Annotated in this window: 12 protein-coding genes; 2 read left to right on the plus strand and 10 right to left on the minus strand. The window is 39.9% G+C overall.

Annotated features, from left to right (window positions below):
• Positions 1 to 43 precede the first annotated feature (43 nt).
• The 9 genes from tssC to C8D97_RS17580 are packed head-to-tail and all read right to left on the minus strand — an operon-like array spanning position 44 to position 11,715.
• Positions 44 to 1,570: a type VI secretion system contractile sheath large subunit gene (gene tssC / locus C8D97_RS17540; protein ID WP_109765114.1), complete on the minus strand. Its 1,527-nt coding sequence runs from the start codon at positions 1,568 to 1,570 to the stop codon at positions 44 to 46.
• A 2-nt stretch (positions 1,571 to 1,572) separates the two neighbouring features.
• The gene (gene tssB / locus C8D97_RS17545; RefSeq protein WP_245411491.1) at positions 1,573 to 2,136 is read right to left on the minus strand and encodes a type VI secretion system contractile sheath small subunit; all 564 of its coding nucleotides are present in this window, start codon (positions 2,134 to 2,136) and stop codon (positions 1,573 to 1,575) included.
• Between the two features lie 32 nt (positions 2,137 to 2,168).
• The gene (locus C8D97_RS17550; RefSeq protein WP_170115295.1) at positions 2,169 to 3,803 is read right to left on the minus strand and encodes a TssA family type VI secretion system protein; all 1,635 of its coding nucleotides are present in this window, start codon (positions 3,801 to 3,803) and stop codon (positions 2,169 to 2,171) included.
• The gene (gene tagF, locus C8D97_RS17555; protein ID WP_109765117.1) at positions 3,800 to 4,795 is read right to left on the minus strand and encodes a type VI secretion system-associated protein TagF; all 996 of its coding nucleotides are present in this window, start codon (positions 4,793 to 4,795) and stop codon (positions 3,800 to 3,802) included. Before tagF ends, C8D97_RS17550 begins: the two co-directional genes overlap by 4 nt.
• Before the next feature lie 10 nt (positions 4,796 to 4,805).
• The gene (gene tssM, locus C8D97_RS17560; protein WP_109765118.1) at positions 4,806 to 8,480 is read right to left on the minus strand and encodes a type VI secretion system membrane subunit TssM; all 3,675 of its coding nucleotides are present in this window, start codon (positions 8,478 to 8,480) and stop codon (positions 4,806 to 4,808) included.
• A gap of 8 nt (positions 8,481 to 8,488) precedes the next feature.
• Positions 8,489 to 9,223 (minus strand): type IVB secretion system protein IcmH/DotU, encoded by a 735-nt coding sequence (gene icmH / locus C8D97_RS17565; protein ID WP_109765119.1) that lies wholly within the window; start codon positions 9,221 to 9,223, stop codon positions 8,489 to 8,491.
• A gap of 2 nt (positions 9,224 to 9,225) precedes the next feature.
• Entirely contained in the window at positions 9,226 to 10,560 is a 1,335-nt protein-coding gene (gene tssK / locus C8D97_RS17570; protein ID WP_109765120.1) for a type VI secretion system baseplate subunit TssK, read from the minus strand.
• A 38-nt stretch (positions 10,561 to 10,598) separates the two neighbouring features.
• Positions 10,599 to 11,069 (minus strand): type VI secretion system lipoprotein TssJ, encoded by a 471-nt coding sequence (gene tssJ / locus C8D97_RS17575; RefSeq protein ID WP_109765121.1) that lies wholly within the window; start codon positions 11,067 to 11,069, stop codon positions 10,599 to 10,601.
• Between the two features lie 19 nt (positions 11,070 to 11,088).
• Positions 11,089 to 11,715 (minus strand): hypothetical protein, encoded by a 627-nt coding sequence (locus C8D97_RS17580; protein WP_109765122.1) that lies wholly within the window; start codon positions 11,713 to 11,715, stop codon positions 11,089 to 11,091.
• A gap of 396 nt (positions 11,716 to 12,111) precedes the next feature.
• Here C8D97_RS17580 and C8D97_RS17585 point away from each other — a divergent pair, with 396 nt between their 5' ends.
• Positions 12,112 to 14,745 (plus strand): contractile injection system protein, VgrG/Pvc8 family, encoded by a 2,634-nt coding sequence (locus C8D97_RS17585; RefSeq protein ID WP_170115296.1) that lies wholly within the window; start codon positions 12,112 to 12,114, stop codon positions 14,743 to 14,745.
• A 6-nt stretch (positions 14,746 to 14,751) separates the two neighbouring features.
• Entirely contained in the window at positions 14,752 to 18,051 is a 3,300-nt protein-coding gene (locus C8D97_RS17590) for an OmpA family protein (RefSeq protein WP_146196177.1), read from the plus strand.
• On the opposite strand, the gene C8D97_RS17595 is transcribed toward C8D97_RS17590, so the two are convergent.
• On the minus strand, positions 18,048 to 18,755 hold a 708-nt coding region (locus C8D97_RS17595), incomplete at its 5' end, for a formylglycine-generating enzyme family protein (protein WP_109765124.1). The two genes, C8D97_RS17590 and C8D97_RS17595, sit on opposite strands and share 4 nt — an antisense overlap.

Raw genomic sequence — 18,755 nt, forward strand, 5'->3', positions numbered from 1 at the left:
CTCGAGTTAAATAAACCACCCGCCATCGGCTTTTAGGAATTAACTACTCTTCGCCCGGTAACTGAGCAGTCAACGCGAGTTTGACGTCAACACCTTCCACCTGAAAGTGAGGAACTACCCACATGCTGACACGGTAAAAACCAGGATTGTCCGGCACTTCTTCAACAACAACACGCCCATCTTTAAGCGGATGGGTTGCAATCAGATCTTCATCCGGGTTATTCATCTTTGTGACCAACGTTTGCAACCAGTCATTAAGCTCTTGCTCTAACTCATGCCGCGGTTTGCTTGAGCCAATATTTTCACGCTGCAACACTTTTAAATAATGCGACAGACGACTTACCAGAAAAATATAAGGCAAGCGCGAATTAATTCTGGCGTTAGCGGTTGCTTCCGGTGAATCAAACTCAACCGGCTTTTGCGAAGAGTTCGCCGAAAAGAAACACGCGTGATCGCTGTTTTTGTAATAACTGAGTGGTACAAAACCATTTTCTGCAAATTCCAGCTCTTTGGTTTCTGAAATAAGTACTTCCGTAGGGATTTTAGTTTCTGTACCTTTACTTGCCTGATAATGGTGTAAAGGCAAGTTCTCTACTTTCCCGCCAGACTGGGGACCACGGATATTTACTGACCAACCGTTATCAACAAAGCTCTTGGCAATATTCACCGCTAACGCAAAGCTGGCATTACCCCATAAATATTTATCATGAGTTTTACCATCAACATTTTCGACATAATTAAAACCACGAATAGGATTGCTTTCACCATAAGGTAGGCGAAGTAAAAAGCGCGGAAAAACCATACCGATATAACGCGCATCATCTGTTTCGCGGAAAGACTTCCAACGAATATATTCAGCACGATCCATGTAACTGTCTAAATCTTGAATTTTTGGCACTTCTTCCATTGAGTCCTTAAAGAAGAATTTATTGCCAACAGCACCAAGGAATGGACAATGAGCCACTGAAGATACACGTGAAATTTCTTGCAGTAGTGCTACATCGGGTGCCGAACAGTCGAATTCAAAATTAGATACAATAGCTGAAACAGGTTCACCGCCGGGTGTATCATACTCATCAACATAGATATGTTTATATAATCCAGATTGAGTTGTATCGGGTGCTTCTTCAAAATCTTCTCGCACTGTCTCTTTGTCTACATCCAACACTTCAAAAACAAGGTTGTTGCTGGCAGGTGTACGATCAATTAAGTACTTCAACCCGGTCCATGCCGACTCAACTTTTTGAAACTCTTGGTGATGCAGCACTTCATCGAGTTGTGCAGAAATAATCTCATCAATATTTGCAATGTAGGCATCTAACAAGCCTTTATCGATCTTGGCAATAGCAACATCATTTTTAGACGCCATTTCAAGAAACACATTAAGTGCTGCGGTTAAACGCTGCTCCATGGAAGTTTCAGCCATTACTGTTGAATTGCGAAATTCAGAAATACTAATTTGCTCTTCTATCGGCGTAATATCAACCATCTGACAAAGACGAGAATAAGTGTTATCCGCTTCCAGTTGTTCGGTTTTTTCTGCGGCACTGATATTTTGTTGAACAGCCATGATTAACCCTCCTTCCCTTCAGTTTCCGCTTCAGCCTTTTTCTGACTTAGCGGAGCCAAGTCTTGTAGATGCTGTTTTAGCTCTTCAAGTTCAGGTTTACTGGCAAGCACACGCTCTAATTCTTTTCTTAACGATGAATTATCCAAAAGATTAGACTTAAGATCCTTTAGCAAGTTTCTCATGGCTAACATGGTGTTAACCTCAGGAATTTGCTCTGCCACCTGTTCAGGCTGAAAAGACTTAAACGAATCAAATGTTAAGTTAATTCCAATCTCCGAATCCTCTTCGCCACTAATTTTATTAGCGACATTAAACTTAACTTCTGGAGACATGTCTTTTAACACGTCTTCCAGATTATCTTTTTTAACTGTAATTCGTGAACGCTCTGATAACTCTTCATCACTTTTTCCGTTTGAAAAATCACCCATCACCAAAAGCTTTAAAGGCAATTCCTTCTTAACTTTTGCTCCACCAGTTTCCAGCTCAAGTGCAATATTGACCCGCGAGCGTGGAATTTCATTTTGAAAACTATTTGACATCAGTCTTTCCTCCTGTGATAAAGCCATATCCTAATGGCATGAAATTTAAACCTTTTAACTTATAACCACTGCGTTGCTTTTGATGGATTTGTAACAAACATTTTGTCTCGCAACTGCTTTATATACTGCTCTGACGCTTCTGAATCCTGGTTTGAAGCTTGCATTGCTCTGTCAAGATAACGCCAGACATTCATAGCAAAATCGGGTGCCCACCTGTCGAGATGATGGCTATCTACTTTACTTTCTAATTGCTTCAATATGGATAAGGCGGCTTCTTCTCGATGATTATTTAAACAAAATTGAGCTTGCATTAACTTTAATTCGGCAGCTTCCAGTTCGCTTGAAGCTCCCACTGACGCGATATATTCAAGTGCAGTCGGTAAGTTTTTTTCCTGACAAAGACTAGCCGCTTGTTGAGAAATTTCGTTTAGCTTACTTTGCTCACCATTACTCTCATTTGAATCATTGTTTTGAAAAGCTTCAATCCATGATTGACACGATGGTGAACAGAAAGGCTCTCCGTCACTGAACTTTAATTGAATCAATTCGGGATACTTGTTAATCAATATGCTTAAATGCCCTTCAATCAAAAGGGCTAACGATTGGCGCCCCATTTTGCGTGCTGCATTGGCACTTATTTGTTGCAAGTCAAAACTCAAATGCGCCCCACCTTCCATAAATATTGCTTCTGCTTTGTAAAACACTTGCTCCCAATCTTCTTTTGATGCCAAATTATTCAACTCGGCAAATGCTGTCTGTCGCAATGCTGGAACACGAGTTTTACCATTGTCACTGGGTGGTAATGGCTGGCTTGCCCATCGCACACCACGGCTCATAGCAACCATACGTTCAAAATCTTTTTGCTCTTTAAAATATTTTATAAGTTCTCTTACTGAAAACATGAGTTCAGTATCGGACTGAACGCTAGTGATAGTGGGAGCCTTGGCAGTAATACCTGACACATTGGAAGCATCCGACGACTCGTTCATTGTCGAAGTGGGTTTATTTTGTTGGTCCGATTCAGACTCAACTGTCGGGGTTGTTGCTAAATCATTCGTTCCTTCTGACTGTTGCTGTTCCTGCTGCAACGCTTTTTCATTCTTTTCTTCAATAATTTTGACGTGTTTGCCCACCAGTTTTTCAACATCTTTTAAACTACCTAGTGACGGTTCAATAACCATGCGAATATTATCCTGGTAGCTCTTAAGCTGCTGACTTAACGCTATAATCCATTTATCGTCAGCTGTTTTCAAATCCTCTTCAATGAATCGAATAAACTTCTTTTGCTGTTCAGAAAACCAATTTAATATATTATTTCGTTGTTTGGTTTTTACAGGATGACAATACTCGGAATACTCGGTCATAAAGTAACAACATACCGTTAAACCCGCAGCAAAACCTTTTACACCATACAGTCGAGCAGCTGACAAAGTTGCGTAGCCGGCAACCCTCAAATCTTTTGCCTTTTTGAACAAAATAGTACTGCTGGCTTTAAGCAGCTTGTGATAATCGGTTCCTTTTAAATTGCCTAACTGATATTTTATGACGTTAAATTCATCTTCATATCGGGGATCATCACCCACACCATGAAAGCCATCGTCTTTATCACCAATAACAGCTGTTGCCTGTTCAATCCACTGTTCAGCGATAAACTCTGACTTAGTAATGATTTTATCTACACTTAAATCACTCATGACTCTTTGCTCCATCGCCGTGCAGCATCTATTACGTTTAAATGGGCATAGTTAGCAATATCGCGTGAGAACTCGGATATATTGGTAATATTTTTTGCTACCTTAGTTACATCTAAAATATAATCGTCGTAAGGATGATCGCTTATTAAGTGTGAAAAATAACTTGCTGATATTGGTTTAAAAAACACATTAAGCTCAGCATTAAAGTGATTATCAGGGTATGCCCAATATACTTGAGGGCGCCAATTTGGCTCTCGCACCATTGTTGTAACTAAAAACACCCAAAACACTATCAACTGAAAGTCAACATCCTTACCTAACGGAAGGCGGACACCAAAGTGTGTACGGCGGGTACCTCGATGACTGATACCGCGCAAAATATTTGAGCAAGCTTCAACAAATGCAGACCGTTCATTGAGTTCAATTGACATTCGGTCAAACAGTTCTCCAAGACTGACATCACGCAGTGAAGCAAGCACTTTCATTGGATCCATTGACATTTCCATACCGCGTAGTCGCTGCTCAAGATCAGCTACTTGTTGATTTAACAACTGCAGATTGCTTTGCATCCAGGAGCTGCTCCAAAGTTCACGTAAGTCCTGTGTAAATTGCCAGCTTCCCTGAACCAAGTTCACTCCGTGTTGTTTTAAACTCGGCTCAACCAGTACCGCTAAAATGGCAAAAGGATAATGACGGCCACTTTTATCCTGACTCGGAGCCATCATTCCTGCAATGCAATGTTCGTCTGCACTGCCACTTAAGGCAAACCCAAGCTTACGCATTGACTCCGTTTTATTGGTATGTTCGACCTGCTGACGTGAGTACAAGGCATAGGCATCTTGTAACCAATTATCAAATGCAATTGTTTCTCGTTGTCTTATTTGATACTTCACAAAATCCGGGCATAGAGGCATCTTTCCCAAGTAGCCAACCGAGGAATGCAAACTTTGTGCTTCAGCAGTATTATTATCTTTTTTTAGAAACCCAAACATTCTTCTGCCCTTATTCGCTTAACGCGACCTGCAATGGCTCAGCAAAAGGAGACTCTGGCACTTGAAAAGATGTCAGCACACCTTTTCCAAATAAATTATTGTGTCGATCCGCACGCAACTTAAACCTGACTCGAATACGTTCGCCCGAGTCTGTCTTTAAACTCCATGCGGTTAAATAAATACTGCCACGCTGTTTGGCTACCGAAGCACGATTTAACAAGTGAAACAATCCCCAGTGTCCTGAACGGGATATTTCTGCTCTTTCACCTTTTGCGGTATACCCGGTAACCTTTGCTCCTAAGTTACTGCTGTTGCCAGGCCAAACAAAACGTCTCCACTCTTCTGGCTCATTTCGGTATCGATAAACCTGCCCACTAGAATTCAGTGATATTTCTTTAAGGCCAGATCCCGGCACAGGATTCACATCAAATGCCACCAGAGGATCTTCTCCATTACGTTTAAACATGCCATGAGAAATAGTTTTAGCGATTCTTAATGAACGTAAAAAGGCATCTGAAAAGTTCATTCCTTGTTCAAGCCATTGATTTTCAGTCCATCGCCCACGTTTTTCTTTAACAAAAGGAGTTAGTTGCTGTTCTATAAAGTCCCAATAGATTCCTGACTTTCGATTTAGAAAATCAGATACATCCGCCACGGCAGCATCGACACCTTTAGGGTTAAACGGAAACTTGTCTTTTAAACCTTTCGCGTACGCAGGATAGACACTATTTAACCATTGTGATTCGATGTTTTCCCGTGCACTGAAAAGGATTGCACCCCAGGTTTTTTCTATAGGTTCATTGAGCAAGTTACCAATAGCATTATGAGTGCCCACTTCAACTCCATTTAAAATACTGCGTGTTGTTACCCAGCTTTTGTAAAGTTCTGAGTCAACCGCTTCCCCCGAAAGTACCTTTGCAGCGTAATCTTTTGATTGCTCAGAAGCATTCACTGCAGATGCCATTGCTTTTAACTCTAAACTCACACTTGCTAATGAACGTAAGTACTGATTAATTAAATCCGAGATTGGTGCGTTTTCCGAAGCCTCGGTAAAACGTCGAATGTCTCTCAATTGTCCATCTAACTCTTCGACAGATTGATGTAATGCAGACGAGTTTTTGCTGAGTCCGTTAGCCATGTCAGCCACACGTTCTGATACGCGATTTGCTTTGCCATTAGGATCATCATTTAAATTAATATTGCTTGAGACAACTTTGAAGATTTCTGCAACAGGTCCATCAATAGCTGCTAATTGCTCAATGGCAACAGCCCCCGACTCTAATGAATCAAAACCTCTTGTCTCCAGGCTGGACAAAAAGTCCAACCAGGCCGTTGAGTAATCCTTAAAATAGAGCTGACGAATGCCCCGCTCTAAATTTGCAGCCAGTTCAGCATCATAGTTAGATTCATTTTCGTTTTGTTCGGTTAAAGGAATATCATTTCCAATTATCCAGTCACCGCGACTGGCAGTCCGCACTACTCGCTTAACTTCATCATGGACGTATTCATTCCAGCCTTGTTTAGTGTAAATCCAGCGAACTGACTTGGCTGATGTAAGATAAAGTCTATTTTTAGCAGACAATATCTTTTTTGTTGTTAAGGACTGACGATCACCTTTACTTGTGTTCTTTATTTGTGCATAGAGATCGATGGCGTTAGGAGGCGTATAGAGCTGTTCTCTGGCAAAAGCAACTTGATCTTTTCTTATTTTCCAGGGTGAAAAATCATTTTCATGATCATCATTAACATCCATTCGTTTTACATAAAACCTTGCTAACTGCAATAATGGTTCTGGCCAAACTCGCTGTTCATTAACCAGGCTTTTTTCCATCCCCAAAGAAGTCCCCCAGAGATCGGAAATCAATTTGCTTGCAAATTCAACATCAAGTTTTTCACGATGCTCGCTCATCATAAGAGATAGCTTTAGCAAGTCATAATATTCAGTACGTATGGCTCCCTGGGAGTCTTCATCTGAACGCCCCCACTGAAGGCTATAAGTCATCATTTTTTCCTGAACAAGGTTTGACACAGGTGTTTTAAGTTCTTGTTTAAGCACATCAAACAGGACTTGTTCTATTGCAGGAAGTTGATTGTCGCCAGCATAAACTCCCAATGCATATTCCCATGGCATATCCGACTCAAAATCCTGTAACTTAGAGTAGTATTTAAACAGTTGGTTAATCGCTATAAATCGTTGCTCACCAGTCGTTGTTGACGATTTAAGCGTGTTCATTAAATTAACAACAGCTTGCTCGCCTTCTTTCATCAATAAGTTGTTAGATGTATATGAAGTAGTAAGCAAAGTACTCATACCAACCATTGCCGCAAGCCCAAGGGTGACAAATGCGCCTTTGAGCCAGCGCATAACCAGACGTTGCTTTCGATTGCCACGGGTTAAATCTTGTAACTTAAATACAACGTCAGAGAACATCTGTTGAATAAAGTAACTTTTTGTAATGCCTTCTCTTTTAGGTGTTTCAGTTACCTGAGCAAATGCCTGGCGCATACCACCAACTAAGCGCTCAATAGGCGTTCCTTCTTGCGTACCACTGGTAAAATAAACCCCAGCAAACCAAGGCGCTTCCTGGTATGGATTAGCTCTAAACAGTAAGTTTACAAATTCCGTTAATTTATCCGTTGCTGCCGAAAACTGATTGGGAAAATCAAATATCAATCCTTTTCGAGATAAGTTACGCTCAATCGACAACTTTGATAGCCTGAGAGAACAAAGCTTGTCATAAAGCTCTTCCATTTTTTTCTCAAACAATTCTGCTGGGTCACTCTCTTTATGTTCGCTGAGTTCCAGTAAATATGCGCCCCATGGTTGTGCCCTTTCTGGCTCAGACAAGTCACCATTAAAGGCTTCAAAACCATTAATTAGATCGCATTTGGTGAATACAAGGTAAACCGGAAACACAATACCCAGGTTCTGTATCAGTTCTTCAATACGTTCACGAATTATTTTGACATGCTTTTCTATTCCGTCGGCGTCACGGGTTAAAATATCTGCGATAGAAATTGCAACCATCACGCCATTTAACGGTAACCGGCTGCGAGACTTTTTTAACATTTTTAAAAATGACAGCCACTCATCACGATCGGATTCTTCTGTTGTATAACGCCCTGCGGTATCGAGTAATACGGCTTCATCAGAAAACCACCAGTCACAATTACGGGTGCCACCAAATCCTTGTATATGTAACTCTTCATTACTGGCGTATGGAAAATGAAGACCAGAATTTGCAAATAATGTGCTTTTACCCGCCGCTGAAGGGCCAATAATCATATACCACGGCAGTGCATAAAGTGCCGAAGACCCTCGGTAACCCGCTCCCAAATGTGATGATTTCAACGATTTAATCGCATCTTTCATTTTATTTTTTAATGCATCAACTTCTACACTGTTTTGACCACCGGCAGCCGCTTGTTCTGATAAATCTGATTCTAAGCGCTTGCCTTTTGAACGTGTATAAAAAAATCGAACAATAAAAACCAGTGCAACAACTGAAATAAAAGCACCAATCACCATTAATTTTTGATTGGTTGTTTGTAAGCCAACATAATGACCTAAAAACCAGATCAAACTTACAAAGGCCAGAATACCCAATAAAGTTCCAGTAGCTCTTGCTGTCGCAAACCCCAGTAAAAAGCGGAACAAGCCACCTGAATTTCCATGTCCTGTCATAATATATCCTATTGCGTATTTTGATTATCAGCGTCTAAAACTTGCAGAACCATCGATTGTTTTTCGATAACCTTTCTGCTCTCTTCTGCGTCATCATGAACAACCCACGAAAATCCAAAGTACAGGAACATCATCACTGCACCTGTCACACTGCCTATAGCCCATACAGGAACATGCCGACCAACTTTCATGATAAAACCTTCTTTAGGTGATCCCTGAGGTGATAAGGTTCTGTCAATTTTTCCTAGGTAGTCTTCTAGCTGACTTCTCAAATCGACTTGCAAAGCCATTAATTGCTCCAGACCTTTTAACCGATACACACCTTCAAATCCCATTTGCAAACAGATATAAAACAGTTCAAGTAAATGCCGGTGTTTATCGCCACTTTGTCGTAACTTGTCGAGACGATCATAAAATCCCTGACCGGCTGAGTTTTCACCAAAAAACTCAAGTTGAAGTGGTCGACTCATCCATTGCAATCGACCCGGCCAGGTTGACCCCATAATTAACTCATCGGTAAACGCAGCCATGGCGTATCGCGCATGTTGTATTTCTGTTGATGTAATTCCTTTTTCGTATCCCATACGTTCAAGTACATCAAACAAATCAATCACTTGATCACGTAAATTTGCAGGGGCATTATCCGCAGCACTGCTATTTTTCAGTGGTAACAATAATGAAAACAGTGGTGCACAACACTCAAGAACTGGATTTCGACTAATGGTATTTCGTTGTTCAGACATTACTACTCCTCCACTGATACCAGTTCAACATTTGCGTTCTGAAATGCATAAGGCAAGAAAAGAGAAAGTGATTCAGTGTCGATAATTTTTTGCCAAAAATCGCCAACGTTTTCCAAACGAAAATATTCATAACCACTTTTAACAGATAAGCTGTTAGGTGTCCGCTGTGTATGTACCAATCGAACCCCACCAAGAGCCGATGAAACAATCATTTCAATATGCTCAGATGCGCCAACTTTCGCCTGAGTAGAAAACTCAGTGACCCAACTGGGATCCGGACTTTCGTGATAAACCGCCAAGTAGAAGTTTTCATTCGACAACTTGGTGCTTGATAAACCACTGGCTTTGAAAAGCCCTTCAAACTCTTTAATTAACTGGACTCGTTCACTGCTTGCTCTAACAACTTCTTTCAATAAATCACGAAGAGATTCATTAAGCTGAGTTAAAATTGAAAAAAGTTGAGTGTGATGATACTCACTGATCGCTAATATGGCTTCTGGCTTCTCAATGGGTGATAGCTGACTAATAATGTCAACCAGCGCATCATAATACGATAACGGGTGAGATTCTGGATAACGCACCAAATGCTTAAGTTTTCTTAGGCAATGATTAAGCGCCTGAGATCGTATTAATCGAACAATATCTTGTTGATTATACTCAAATAAATTACTTACCTGACTAGCGGTTTCGACTAGCTGAGAAACACGTGCTGATATTAACTGAGTAGTATCACTCAACATTTTATTCAGCTGTTTATTCGCCGACAGTGAAATAACTGGGGGTATAAAGTTTTGATCCAGCATAAACTCTTTTTCAGAAACACGAACAACACGAGCAACTTTTATCGTCACAAAATGCTCTTGTGAATCATTATTTTTAAGCAGCTGTAAATTAGGGTTAGCAAGCATCACTTCTCTAACACGAGATGGATCATGATCATCGGCAAGCTCTTCAAACTGTGTACACCATGCATTCAACTGGCCTTGCGATTGATACCCACTGATCCCGGATGCTGAGTTATTTGCCGGTAATCCCAAATATATATCCAAGGAATCGCCGGCTTGATCTGAAAGCTCACTGCTTAAACTACCATCGCCAGACTCTTTAAAACCAATTAATCTACCGTCAGGATAAATTGCTTTGATCTTACGTAACTTAAATACGCCAACTCGAAGCAATGACTCATCAATATCAAGATCAATCACCCCCCAGTTAAAGGGTGATGCAGTTCGCTGGCGTATTGCGTGCTGAGTGTCTTGATGTCTTTCCCATGCCTGAAAATGCTGCTGGCTTAAAAAGATACCTTCTGCCCAAATAACTTTTTTCAAACTATCCATGCTGTTTACTCTTAAATCTTTTAAAACTATAAACTTAACTAATCTGCGGCTTTGTCTTTATTGGTAAACTCGACGGTATTACTGGTCACCAGAACATCAACCGTTGATGAAAAACTGAAATAGCCGGTTGATAATTCTTTTACAATTCGCCATTTGTTATCATCTCTATTTCGAAACATGGCAAATAGACCAACATGCTTAGCAGCTTCATGTTGTTCAAAGGCAATAGTGTTTTTAGAAGATGGCTCAAGGGTAATTTCTTCCTTTGTCAAAAGTGAGTTTCCCAATGTTAATGAATCTCTCTTCCATAACTCTTCAAAGCTGGCTGACTCAAAGGCCTGTGTATCCGTCAGTTGATAAATCCTAACCACTACGGGTAATGCTTCGTTATATGAGTTCACATTTAAATTGGCGGTTGATGAAATATCAACATTGACATTATGTGAGCCGCAAGAAACCAAAAAAAGCATCACCAAAGCCAAAGATAATCCTTTGAATTTATTAATCATTACTGTTTCCTCTAATATATTATTTTATCGATTTTTGAATTTCACGTTGCTTGATATAAGACGACGCTAAACCAGGGGCGACCAGTTCATTAAATCGTTTATGAGGATTTTCTTGAGTTTCTTGTATGAATTTTTTAAATTTTTTATTTAAAAAAACAGAAGAATGCTTGTCACACTTGTCCACAGTGTAATGCACCAAGCCATCAGCAGCTGCGACTAAAGCTAACTGATGTTTACTTAGATCGGCCAAAAGTCTTGCCAACTTCACCTGTTTCTTCGGTCCTGCAGTAATCCACGAACGAACAACATCTGTACTATTTCTTCCTTTGAAATCTTCATAGCCATCAGTAAATACACGCTCATAAGAAACACCTAACTGTTCAGAAAAATCCCTTTGTGACTCAACAAGTTGCGATATGAATTTTGCTAACAGATTGATATTCCTATCAATATTTTGATGCAACTGACTGCTGTGACTATCGACAACTTGACTGGATTTAAAGTCTATTTGGGAGTTTTCTGTTTGAGTACTTTCTATTTGAGTATCTGCTGAAGGTTGATCTAAGTGCGGACTTTTCGCTTGAGTGTTAGTACGACTCAACTTTTTATCGCAATCCTTTGATAACATATTAACTGCGTTATCCATAACCTAAACTCCTGAATTACCAATTTCCCAAAAACATCCTTATTAAATATTTTCTCGAAAAAACAGTTGTTTTATTCGCTCCTGAAAATATTTAACCATTCGCCCTGTAAGCGAGCGCAATATTAATGAGATAGTTTATTTAATACAACACTAATTTTTTTAAAAGTTGCATTGCATCACATTTTTAATATCTTATGCTTTCACGGTATTACTGGTTTGAATTTATTTGGTAGAATTCAGCTTGCACAATATGTCTTACTTAATGGACTTGAAACTTTGAGCATTACACAGCGGCTCAAATATTCGTAAGGAAACTGAGGCGAATCAAAAAGAGTCTCCACAGCTTGTGACTTATATCAGGTTGAAATATTTATATTGTTAATGGATAGAAAATGTATGGACGCTGCGAATACTAAAACGCATATCACTGTTATATTAAATGGACAAGCCTGCCAGGTTACTGAGTTAACGGGTAGCGACAATATATCCAAGCCTTTTTCTTATGACATCACAATCAGTGAGGATGAACATTTAAATACCGAGGAGCTTTTGGGTTGTTCAGCGGTATTATTGTTCCAGTCATCCGACGGTCACCACAAAAAAGTAGCTGGGTTGATCAGCCAAATCGATGAACTGGGCAAAAATCATACAGATAAATTTATTACTCAATTACGCTTAAGCTCAAAAATGATATTGCTCGAAAATAGTTCATCCAGCCGGGTGCATTTGAATACATCATTAAAGTCGCTTTGCTTTCACCTGCTGCAGGACTCAAATTTTCACAAATCTCAAATTATATGGAAAGTACAGCAATCTTTTCCCGAGATAACCTACTTACAACTTGAAGAAAATAATAGCGAGTTTTTGCATCGCCTGATTTCGGAACATGGTGTTTTTTATTGGAGCGAAACGATTGATGATAAAGAAGTTATTGTGTTTTCAGACTCTAACTTGCATTGCCCATATATATCACGAGAGGCCATATGCCTAAAGCAGCAGGCGGGTATGTCTCCCCAGTTATTTTACGGCTGCTTTGGCTTGTCCGTTCAATATAACTATCAACCAGCAATACCTAGCCCTCAGAATCATGGCCACCCTCCCATACCAGCCACAGAAGTTAATATTGCAAATCAACACCACTATGAGCTGGGTGGTTTAAGTACAGTATCAGCGGATCAGTTATCACAAACACTTAAGTTTTCACTTGATGTTCAACAAACTATTTATCAATTTAATACCAATGTGGAGCAGCTATCAGCGGGCTTTTGCTTTTCGTTTATTGATGAGCCTGGTCTGATGGATAGAAGTGGCGACTATCTGGTTATTGCTACACAAAACCACGCTCAGCAGCAAAATGAGCTTTCCAGTCAAAATAATACCGGTTATCAAAAGACTGTATTTGCCATTGCCAGAGAAGTCCCATTCCGTTCACCTGTGATTGCTCGAAAAAAACTTCCCTTTGCCATTAGCGCTACAGTTGAATCAAATAGCCAGTATGCCCATATCGATGAGCTTGGCGATTATCAAAGTCGTTATGCGTTTGATCTGTCAGATAACCAAAAAACTCAGGCTATGCCTGCAATACAAAAGCTTTCTCCTTATGTATGTGCTGGACAAAATCAGGCCACAGGGCAACACTTTCCATTGCTCGATGGCGATAAAGTATTAATAAGTTGTTTAAATAATAACCCGGAAAGTGCCTATATAGTTGGCTTTGTACAACAAGATGATCAACAACCGGTAGTCACTGCCGATAACTTATGGCAAAACCGAATGGTCAGTGAAACGGGTAATGAGTTACTCATGGACGACGAACCACAAGCGCCTCGAATTATCCTGCAAAGCCTCAACAGCGAACATAAGCTTGAGCTAAATGCCAAACAAGGTGCCCCCTTCGTTGAGTTGCTATGTCAGTTTGGTGCCATCACCGTTCAATCTGAATTATCACAGTTTATAACCACTAACGATGGTAACTTATCAGAAAAAATAAATGACAGCAGAACAGTTAAAGTTAAGGCTGACCATTCGACAGAAACAGGCGGTGAACTGAAGCGCCAGTCAGCCTCAACCATTTCATTCTCATGTAAAAACCAGTTACTCACTGCATCGGACGAGCACACTAAAATCAAGCTGAAACAAGGAATAACACTTCGCGGTGACAACAATATTCAAATGAAAGCCGACGGAAATGTACTACAAGTTACAGCAGCAAAAGGCAGCCAGTTTTTTCAGTCGCCCAACAACATCACAATTGAAGGCAGTGGTAACGGCGATATTACTTTAGAAAACAGTGGTGGTGGCATTAAAATGGACGCCAGTGGCAACGTAACACTGTTTGGCTCATTAATTTCAATGGACAGCGATAAGATCACATTTAACGGTGATGTTGAATATGATATTGCTTCACCACCCTCTCCACCCAATATAAATATCGACTTGCCAGATACTTTGGATGATATAGATAAGTTTGAATTAACAAACTTTGATGCCGCCCCTCAAATTAAAAGCATCTGTTGGTTAGAGCCATCTGTACTACTCAATAATGATGCAACAATAAGAGTAGAAGTAGAAAACTTTAAGCCAGGTGACGAATTAACAGTCAAATTACTGCAAACCGATGCAGAAAAAGATAAAGTTGAAGTAGAATCAATAACTTATAATTTGCCATCAGCAAGTGGGCCTCAAGATATAATATGGACAACAAAACTTAGTGATTATGATAACAACCCTCTTCAGCCGGTAGACAACACTGACACACTTGTCCCCGTCGAGCTAAATGCTTCAATTGAATTGAATGGTAAGCAAATAGCCACAACTAATCCGCTTAAACTAATCAAATCACTCACATTCAATATCAAAGATAAAGATGGTAATCCTCTAGACTGGGATAGCGCAGTACTATTTCATAACAGAGGTGAATCGGTCACCAAAGAAGTTACCAATGGCAAAGTCACATTTGATGAAGTTATAGCCGGTCAATACCATATTCTTTTGGAAAACCATGACCATACAGAACAACAAAAGGATTAGTTGAACATGGACTCAAATTACCAAACCACCTCTAAATTTACGACCAATCAAGAGTCACATCAAACAGCTGATCTTATAGTAAATCCAAATATCATTACTGAAATGGCGTTTATTAATCGTTCAGACAGTGTGCTTTTGTTGACGTCATCTGAAGAATCGAAGATCTCAAAGATATCAAATTATTTAGAGGATGCAATCTCTCAGTTAAGACAAGCAAAAAAGGACGCTAGTACAAAACTCAATAGCGCTAAAGCAGTGAGTATTAAAGAGATTGAAAAATCCAGACAAAAAGTAATCGATGCCGCTGATAAGTTTGATAAAAAACTGAAAGAAATTACCAACCACTTTGATTTTATACCTGAGAAAACATCAAGCAGCAGCCAGGTTGGGGGCATCGCAAAAGAAAAATCAGGTGGTGTGGAATTTACTGAAATTTATCGGTTTAAAGAAAAGCAAATCACTCTATTGCCATCAGAATTGCTTAAGCTGTTTGAAAAATCACCAAAAGGACAAAAGAAACGCTTTTCCCTATTGAATAAAGAAGATCGCAGTGTTCAAGGCACACGACGTTACTGGCAAGAAGCAGACGGAAGCTTTAATAAAGAACGATTTAAAGAGCTTTTCGCACAAACAAAAGCTGATATAAAAGCAGAATGGAAACTAATCGATCCTAATGAAAAAGATGCCGAAGGAAATTATAAGCATCAAGGACAAATTCCCATCGATAAATTTTTTGGACCAATTATTGGCAATATTTTCAAAGGTCAATTTCAAATGATTGACGAATGGATTGAACAAGTTAATAAAAATCTTAAAGTTCAATATAAACAGTTCAAGTCAGATCGCGAAGAAATTTTATCTCTGCTAAAAAAAGACTATAAAGAATTCTCTTCTGATGACTTAGGAAGAATTCAATATCTTGTCAAATATATTTGGGAAGATTCAGAACTCTACAAAACAGAGCAAATGAGAATAAAAGATGACTTTCAGTTCCCTCTGGATGGTAAGTCACATTATAGTGAACTGAATCAGATAGTGAGCGGCATGACAGAATTACCGCCCGCCAACTATTCAGCGGAAGCCGGTGTAGAGTTTATGAGGTATTCATATGGTTTAACAGCCTCAGGTACCTTTGACTTAAAATCAGGTAAAATTGCATTTGAAACCAAAGGAGAGGCGAAACTTTCACTTGTTGACGCAAAAGCTAAAGCCAGTGGATATATACCCGCAGAATGTGGCTTTAACATTAACTTCCAGATTGCAAAGTCAAAAACAGAATACCAGCTAAAAAGAGATGACTCTGCCTTATGTTTTGCTTCAACTCACTTTGAATTTAATAAATCGTTTATTAGAATTGAAGGCCTTCATCACTTAAATAGTTTATTACAAGAAATAGCCAGCAATAATGTCACAAATAAAAATGGCCTAATGGTACATATTGAGGGCCATACGGATAAAGTTGGTGGAGAAAGCTATAACCAGATTTTAAGTGAAGAGCGAGCTGAAGCAACTAAGGCTTATTTAAATAACGAACCTCATATTTGGGCTCGATTTTTCACACATAGAGGTAAACGTTGGGGACAAAAAGAAATCGACTATATGATCGATACATTACCAAAACCTTTTACCCTACCAATGTTTGCTCTGCCAGATTCAGACAACATACAAATACCATTTTTACCAAAGCCAATTAAAGAGCGAGATGACTTTTCTGGAAACTTAGTTGAAACTCAATCACTCTTTTCCTTTACCCGGCTAGACGGTCAAGTACGGCCATATATTGGCTGTGATATGAACTTAGACTTCATCAATGACCGAATTGGGCTATCCTGTTTGATACAACACTACTTTGACGCAAACCGCGCAAACATTGATAAAGTAAACCAGCTAATTTTCACTTCCTCGGCAATGCCTAAAATGATCACTGGCACATCTGGAAAAGGAGAGTTAGAACCCAAGGTCGATACAGAACAGCGAGAGCTTGAGAATCGACGTGTCGAATTTATTCCCTTTACTTTACAGCCAATTAAAGTTGAAGAGCCTACATTAAAACTTAATTTTGGTCATACACGGTTAAAAATTGATGGCCATGTCGCGGGGTGGGCAGGAGCGTCTCTAACTGCAGCTGCAAAAATTGATTTTGATGTATCAAATGGAATACTACAAGCTAAAACCGGAATCAAAAACGGACAAAGTAAACAAGAAGCCACCAAAAACGCAGCCAAAGCGAATGCCAATGCAGGCGGCTCGGCTGAGGCATTTGTCGGAGCAAGAGTCGAAGCAGGCATTAAAGGTGCTCTAGAATGGAAAAGTCCAAATCCAGAACTCAAAAAATCAGCTTCAGATAATCCAGAACCACCCAAATGGGGAGAGCTTGGCAGCGTTGGTTACACCGTTACCGGAAGTGCTGGAGTGGGTATTACGGGCGACTTTAATATTGGCTGGGATGATATCGCGCGTAAGTTTTTAATAAAGGCGAAAGCAGCAGCCTGTTTAGGCTTAGGCTGTGGAGGCAGCTTTGCCTTTACTGTTGATGCTAGGCATGTGTGGAATTTTATTGTATTGGTACACGATAAGCTTTGTGAAGCGGACTTTAGTTATATTGATATATTTGATACAGCGGATGAAACATTTGAACGAATAAGTGCTTTTGGTTACGAACTAATTAAACAAGGAAACTTGTTCTCAGGCTCTACGACCATGGGAATGAGTGCACTAGGGTTCACTGGAGTTCAAATAATGAACGACCTAACCAAATATCATCGACAATGGATTCAGGAAGAAAATAAAGTAGATAATCTACATGAACTCATCAACAATATACAAGCCAACAAATCGCTAGTTATGCATTTAACGCCAGAAACCAAGGGGCGCTTATTATACGATTTAACACACACTCGTTCGGATATCTTTGACTGGCAAACTCCAACTTTTTTCCGCGGTGCATTAACTGCAGGACGAGACTTACACTTGGGTAAAAACTGGTTATTTGGAATCGATGAGGCGAGAGAGGAAGCAATTTTAACTATTTTGGAATATGGTATTCAGAGCCAGCGTGACTTCCAAGAAACATTAGAACATATGACACCTAGATCCTGTAAGTCTACCCCAAGTAATCAAACTTGTGACATTGCTTTTAATAAAACGATAGAAAGCAAATCATCTTTCGACAAAAACTTTAATATACTTAAAGATTATTTAAATGATTGGAGCGATAACCGACGTTTAAACCGATGGCACGATAAGTTACCCAATAGCGCAACTAACATCGCTGGTAGAGCCAAACAACCTATCGCACGCCCTTAGCTGGAAGTTTTGACTGGCACCGTAGAGTTCACACCACATCGAATACCTTGACCATAACCTGTATTCGACGGCTTTCGATATACTCGTCTAAAAACATTCATCGATTTTTCATGGTCGTCAAACCCACCTCCTCCCCGAGCTACTTTGTATCTCCGATTGCCTTCTAAATCATAAACAGGGTTAACTATGGGACTGTCCTCATAAAACCCACTACTGTACGAGTCTAGTACCCATTCCCAGACATTACCCGACATGTCATAAATACCTAACTGATTAGGTGGGTAACTACCAACAGGTTTAGTATAATCAACTTCATGATCTTTAACATTCCGACCATAATCAACCTCACCATTATCAGTAGCAAACTGGACGGCTTTACCGCGGCTGCGTGCGGCATATTCCCATTGCGCTTCACTCAATAAATCAAAGGGTTCGCCAGTTATTTTTTCAAGCCATTGGCAGTAAGCACGAGCATCATGCCAAGACGCACCAAGCCATACAGGATACTCAGGATCTCTAAACCCTCGCTCATCCCCAATTGCTTCTTTATCAAAATACTCCCTACCCGTTACTTCCGTAAAAACATCCGCTTCGCCATAGGTGGTTTCGTATTTAGCAATAGAGTAGCTATCCAGCTCCACCCAGTGTGGCCAGTAAAAGTATTCATCGTAGCCGTTTTTATCGAGAAACCACTTGCCTTCGAC

The organism is Pleionea mediterranea (assembly GCF_003148745.1).
GTDB classification, from domain to species: Bacteria; Pseudomonadota; Gammaproteobacteria; order Enterobacterales; family Kangiellaceae; genus Pleionea; species Pleionea mediterranea.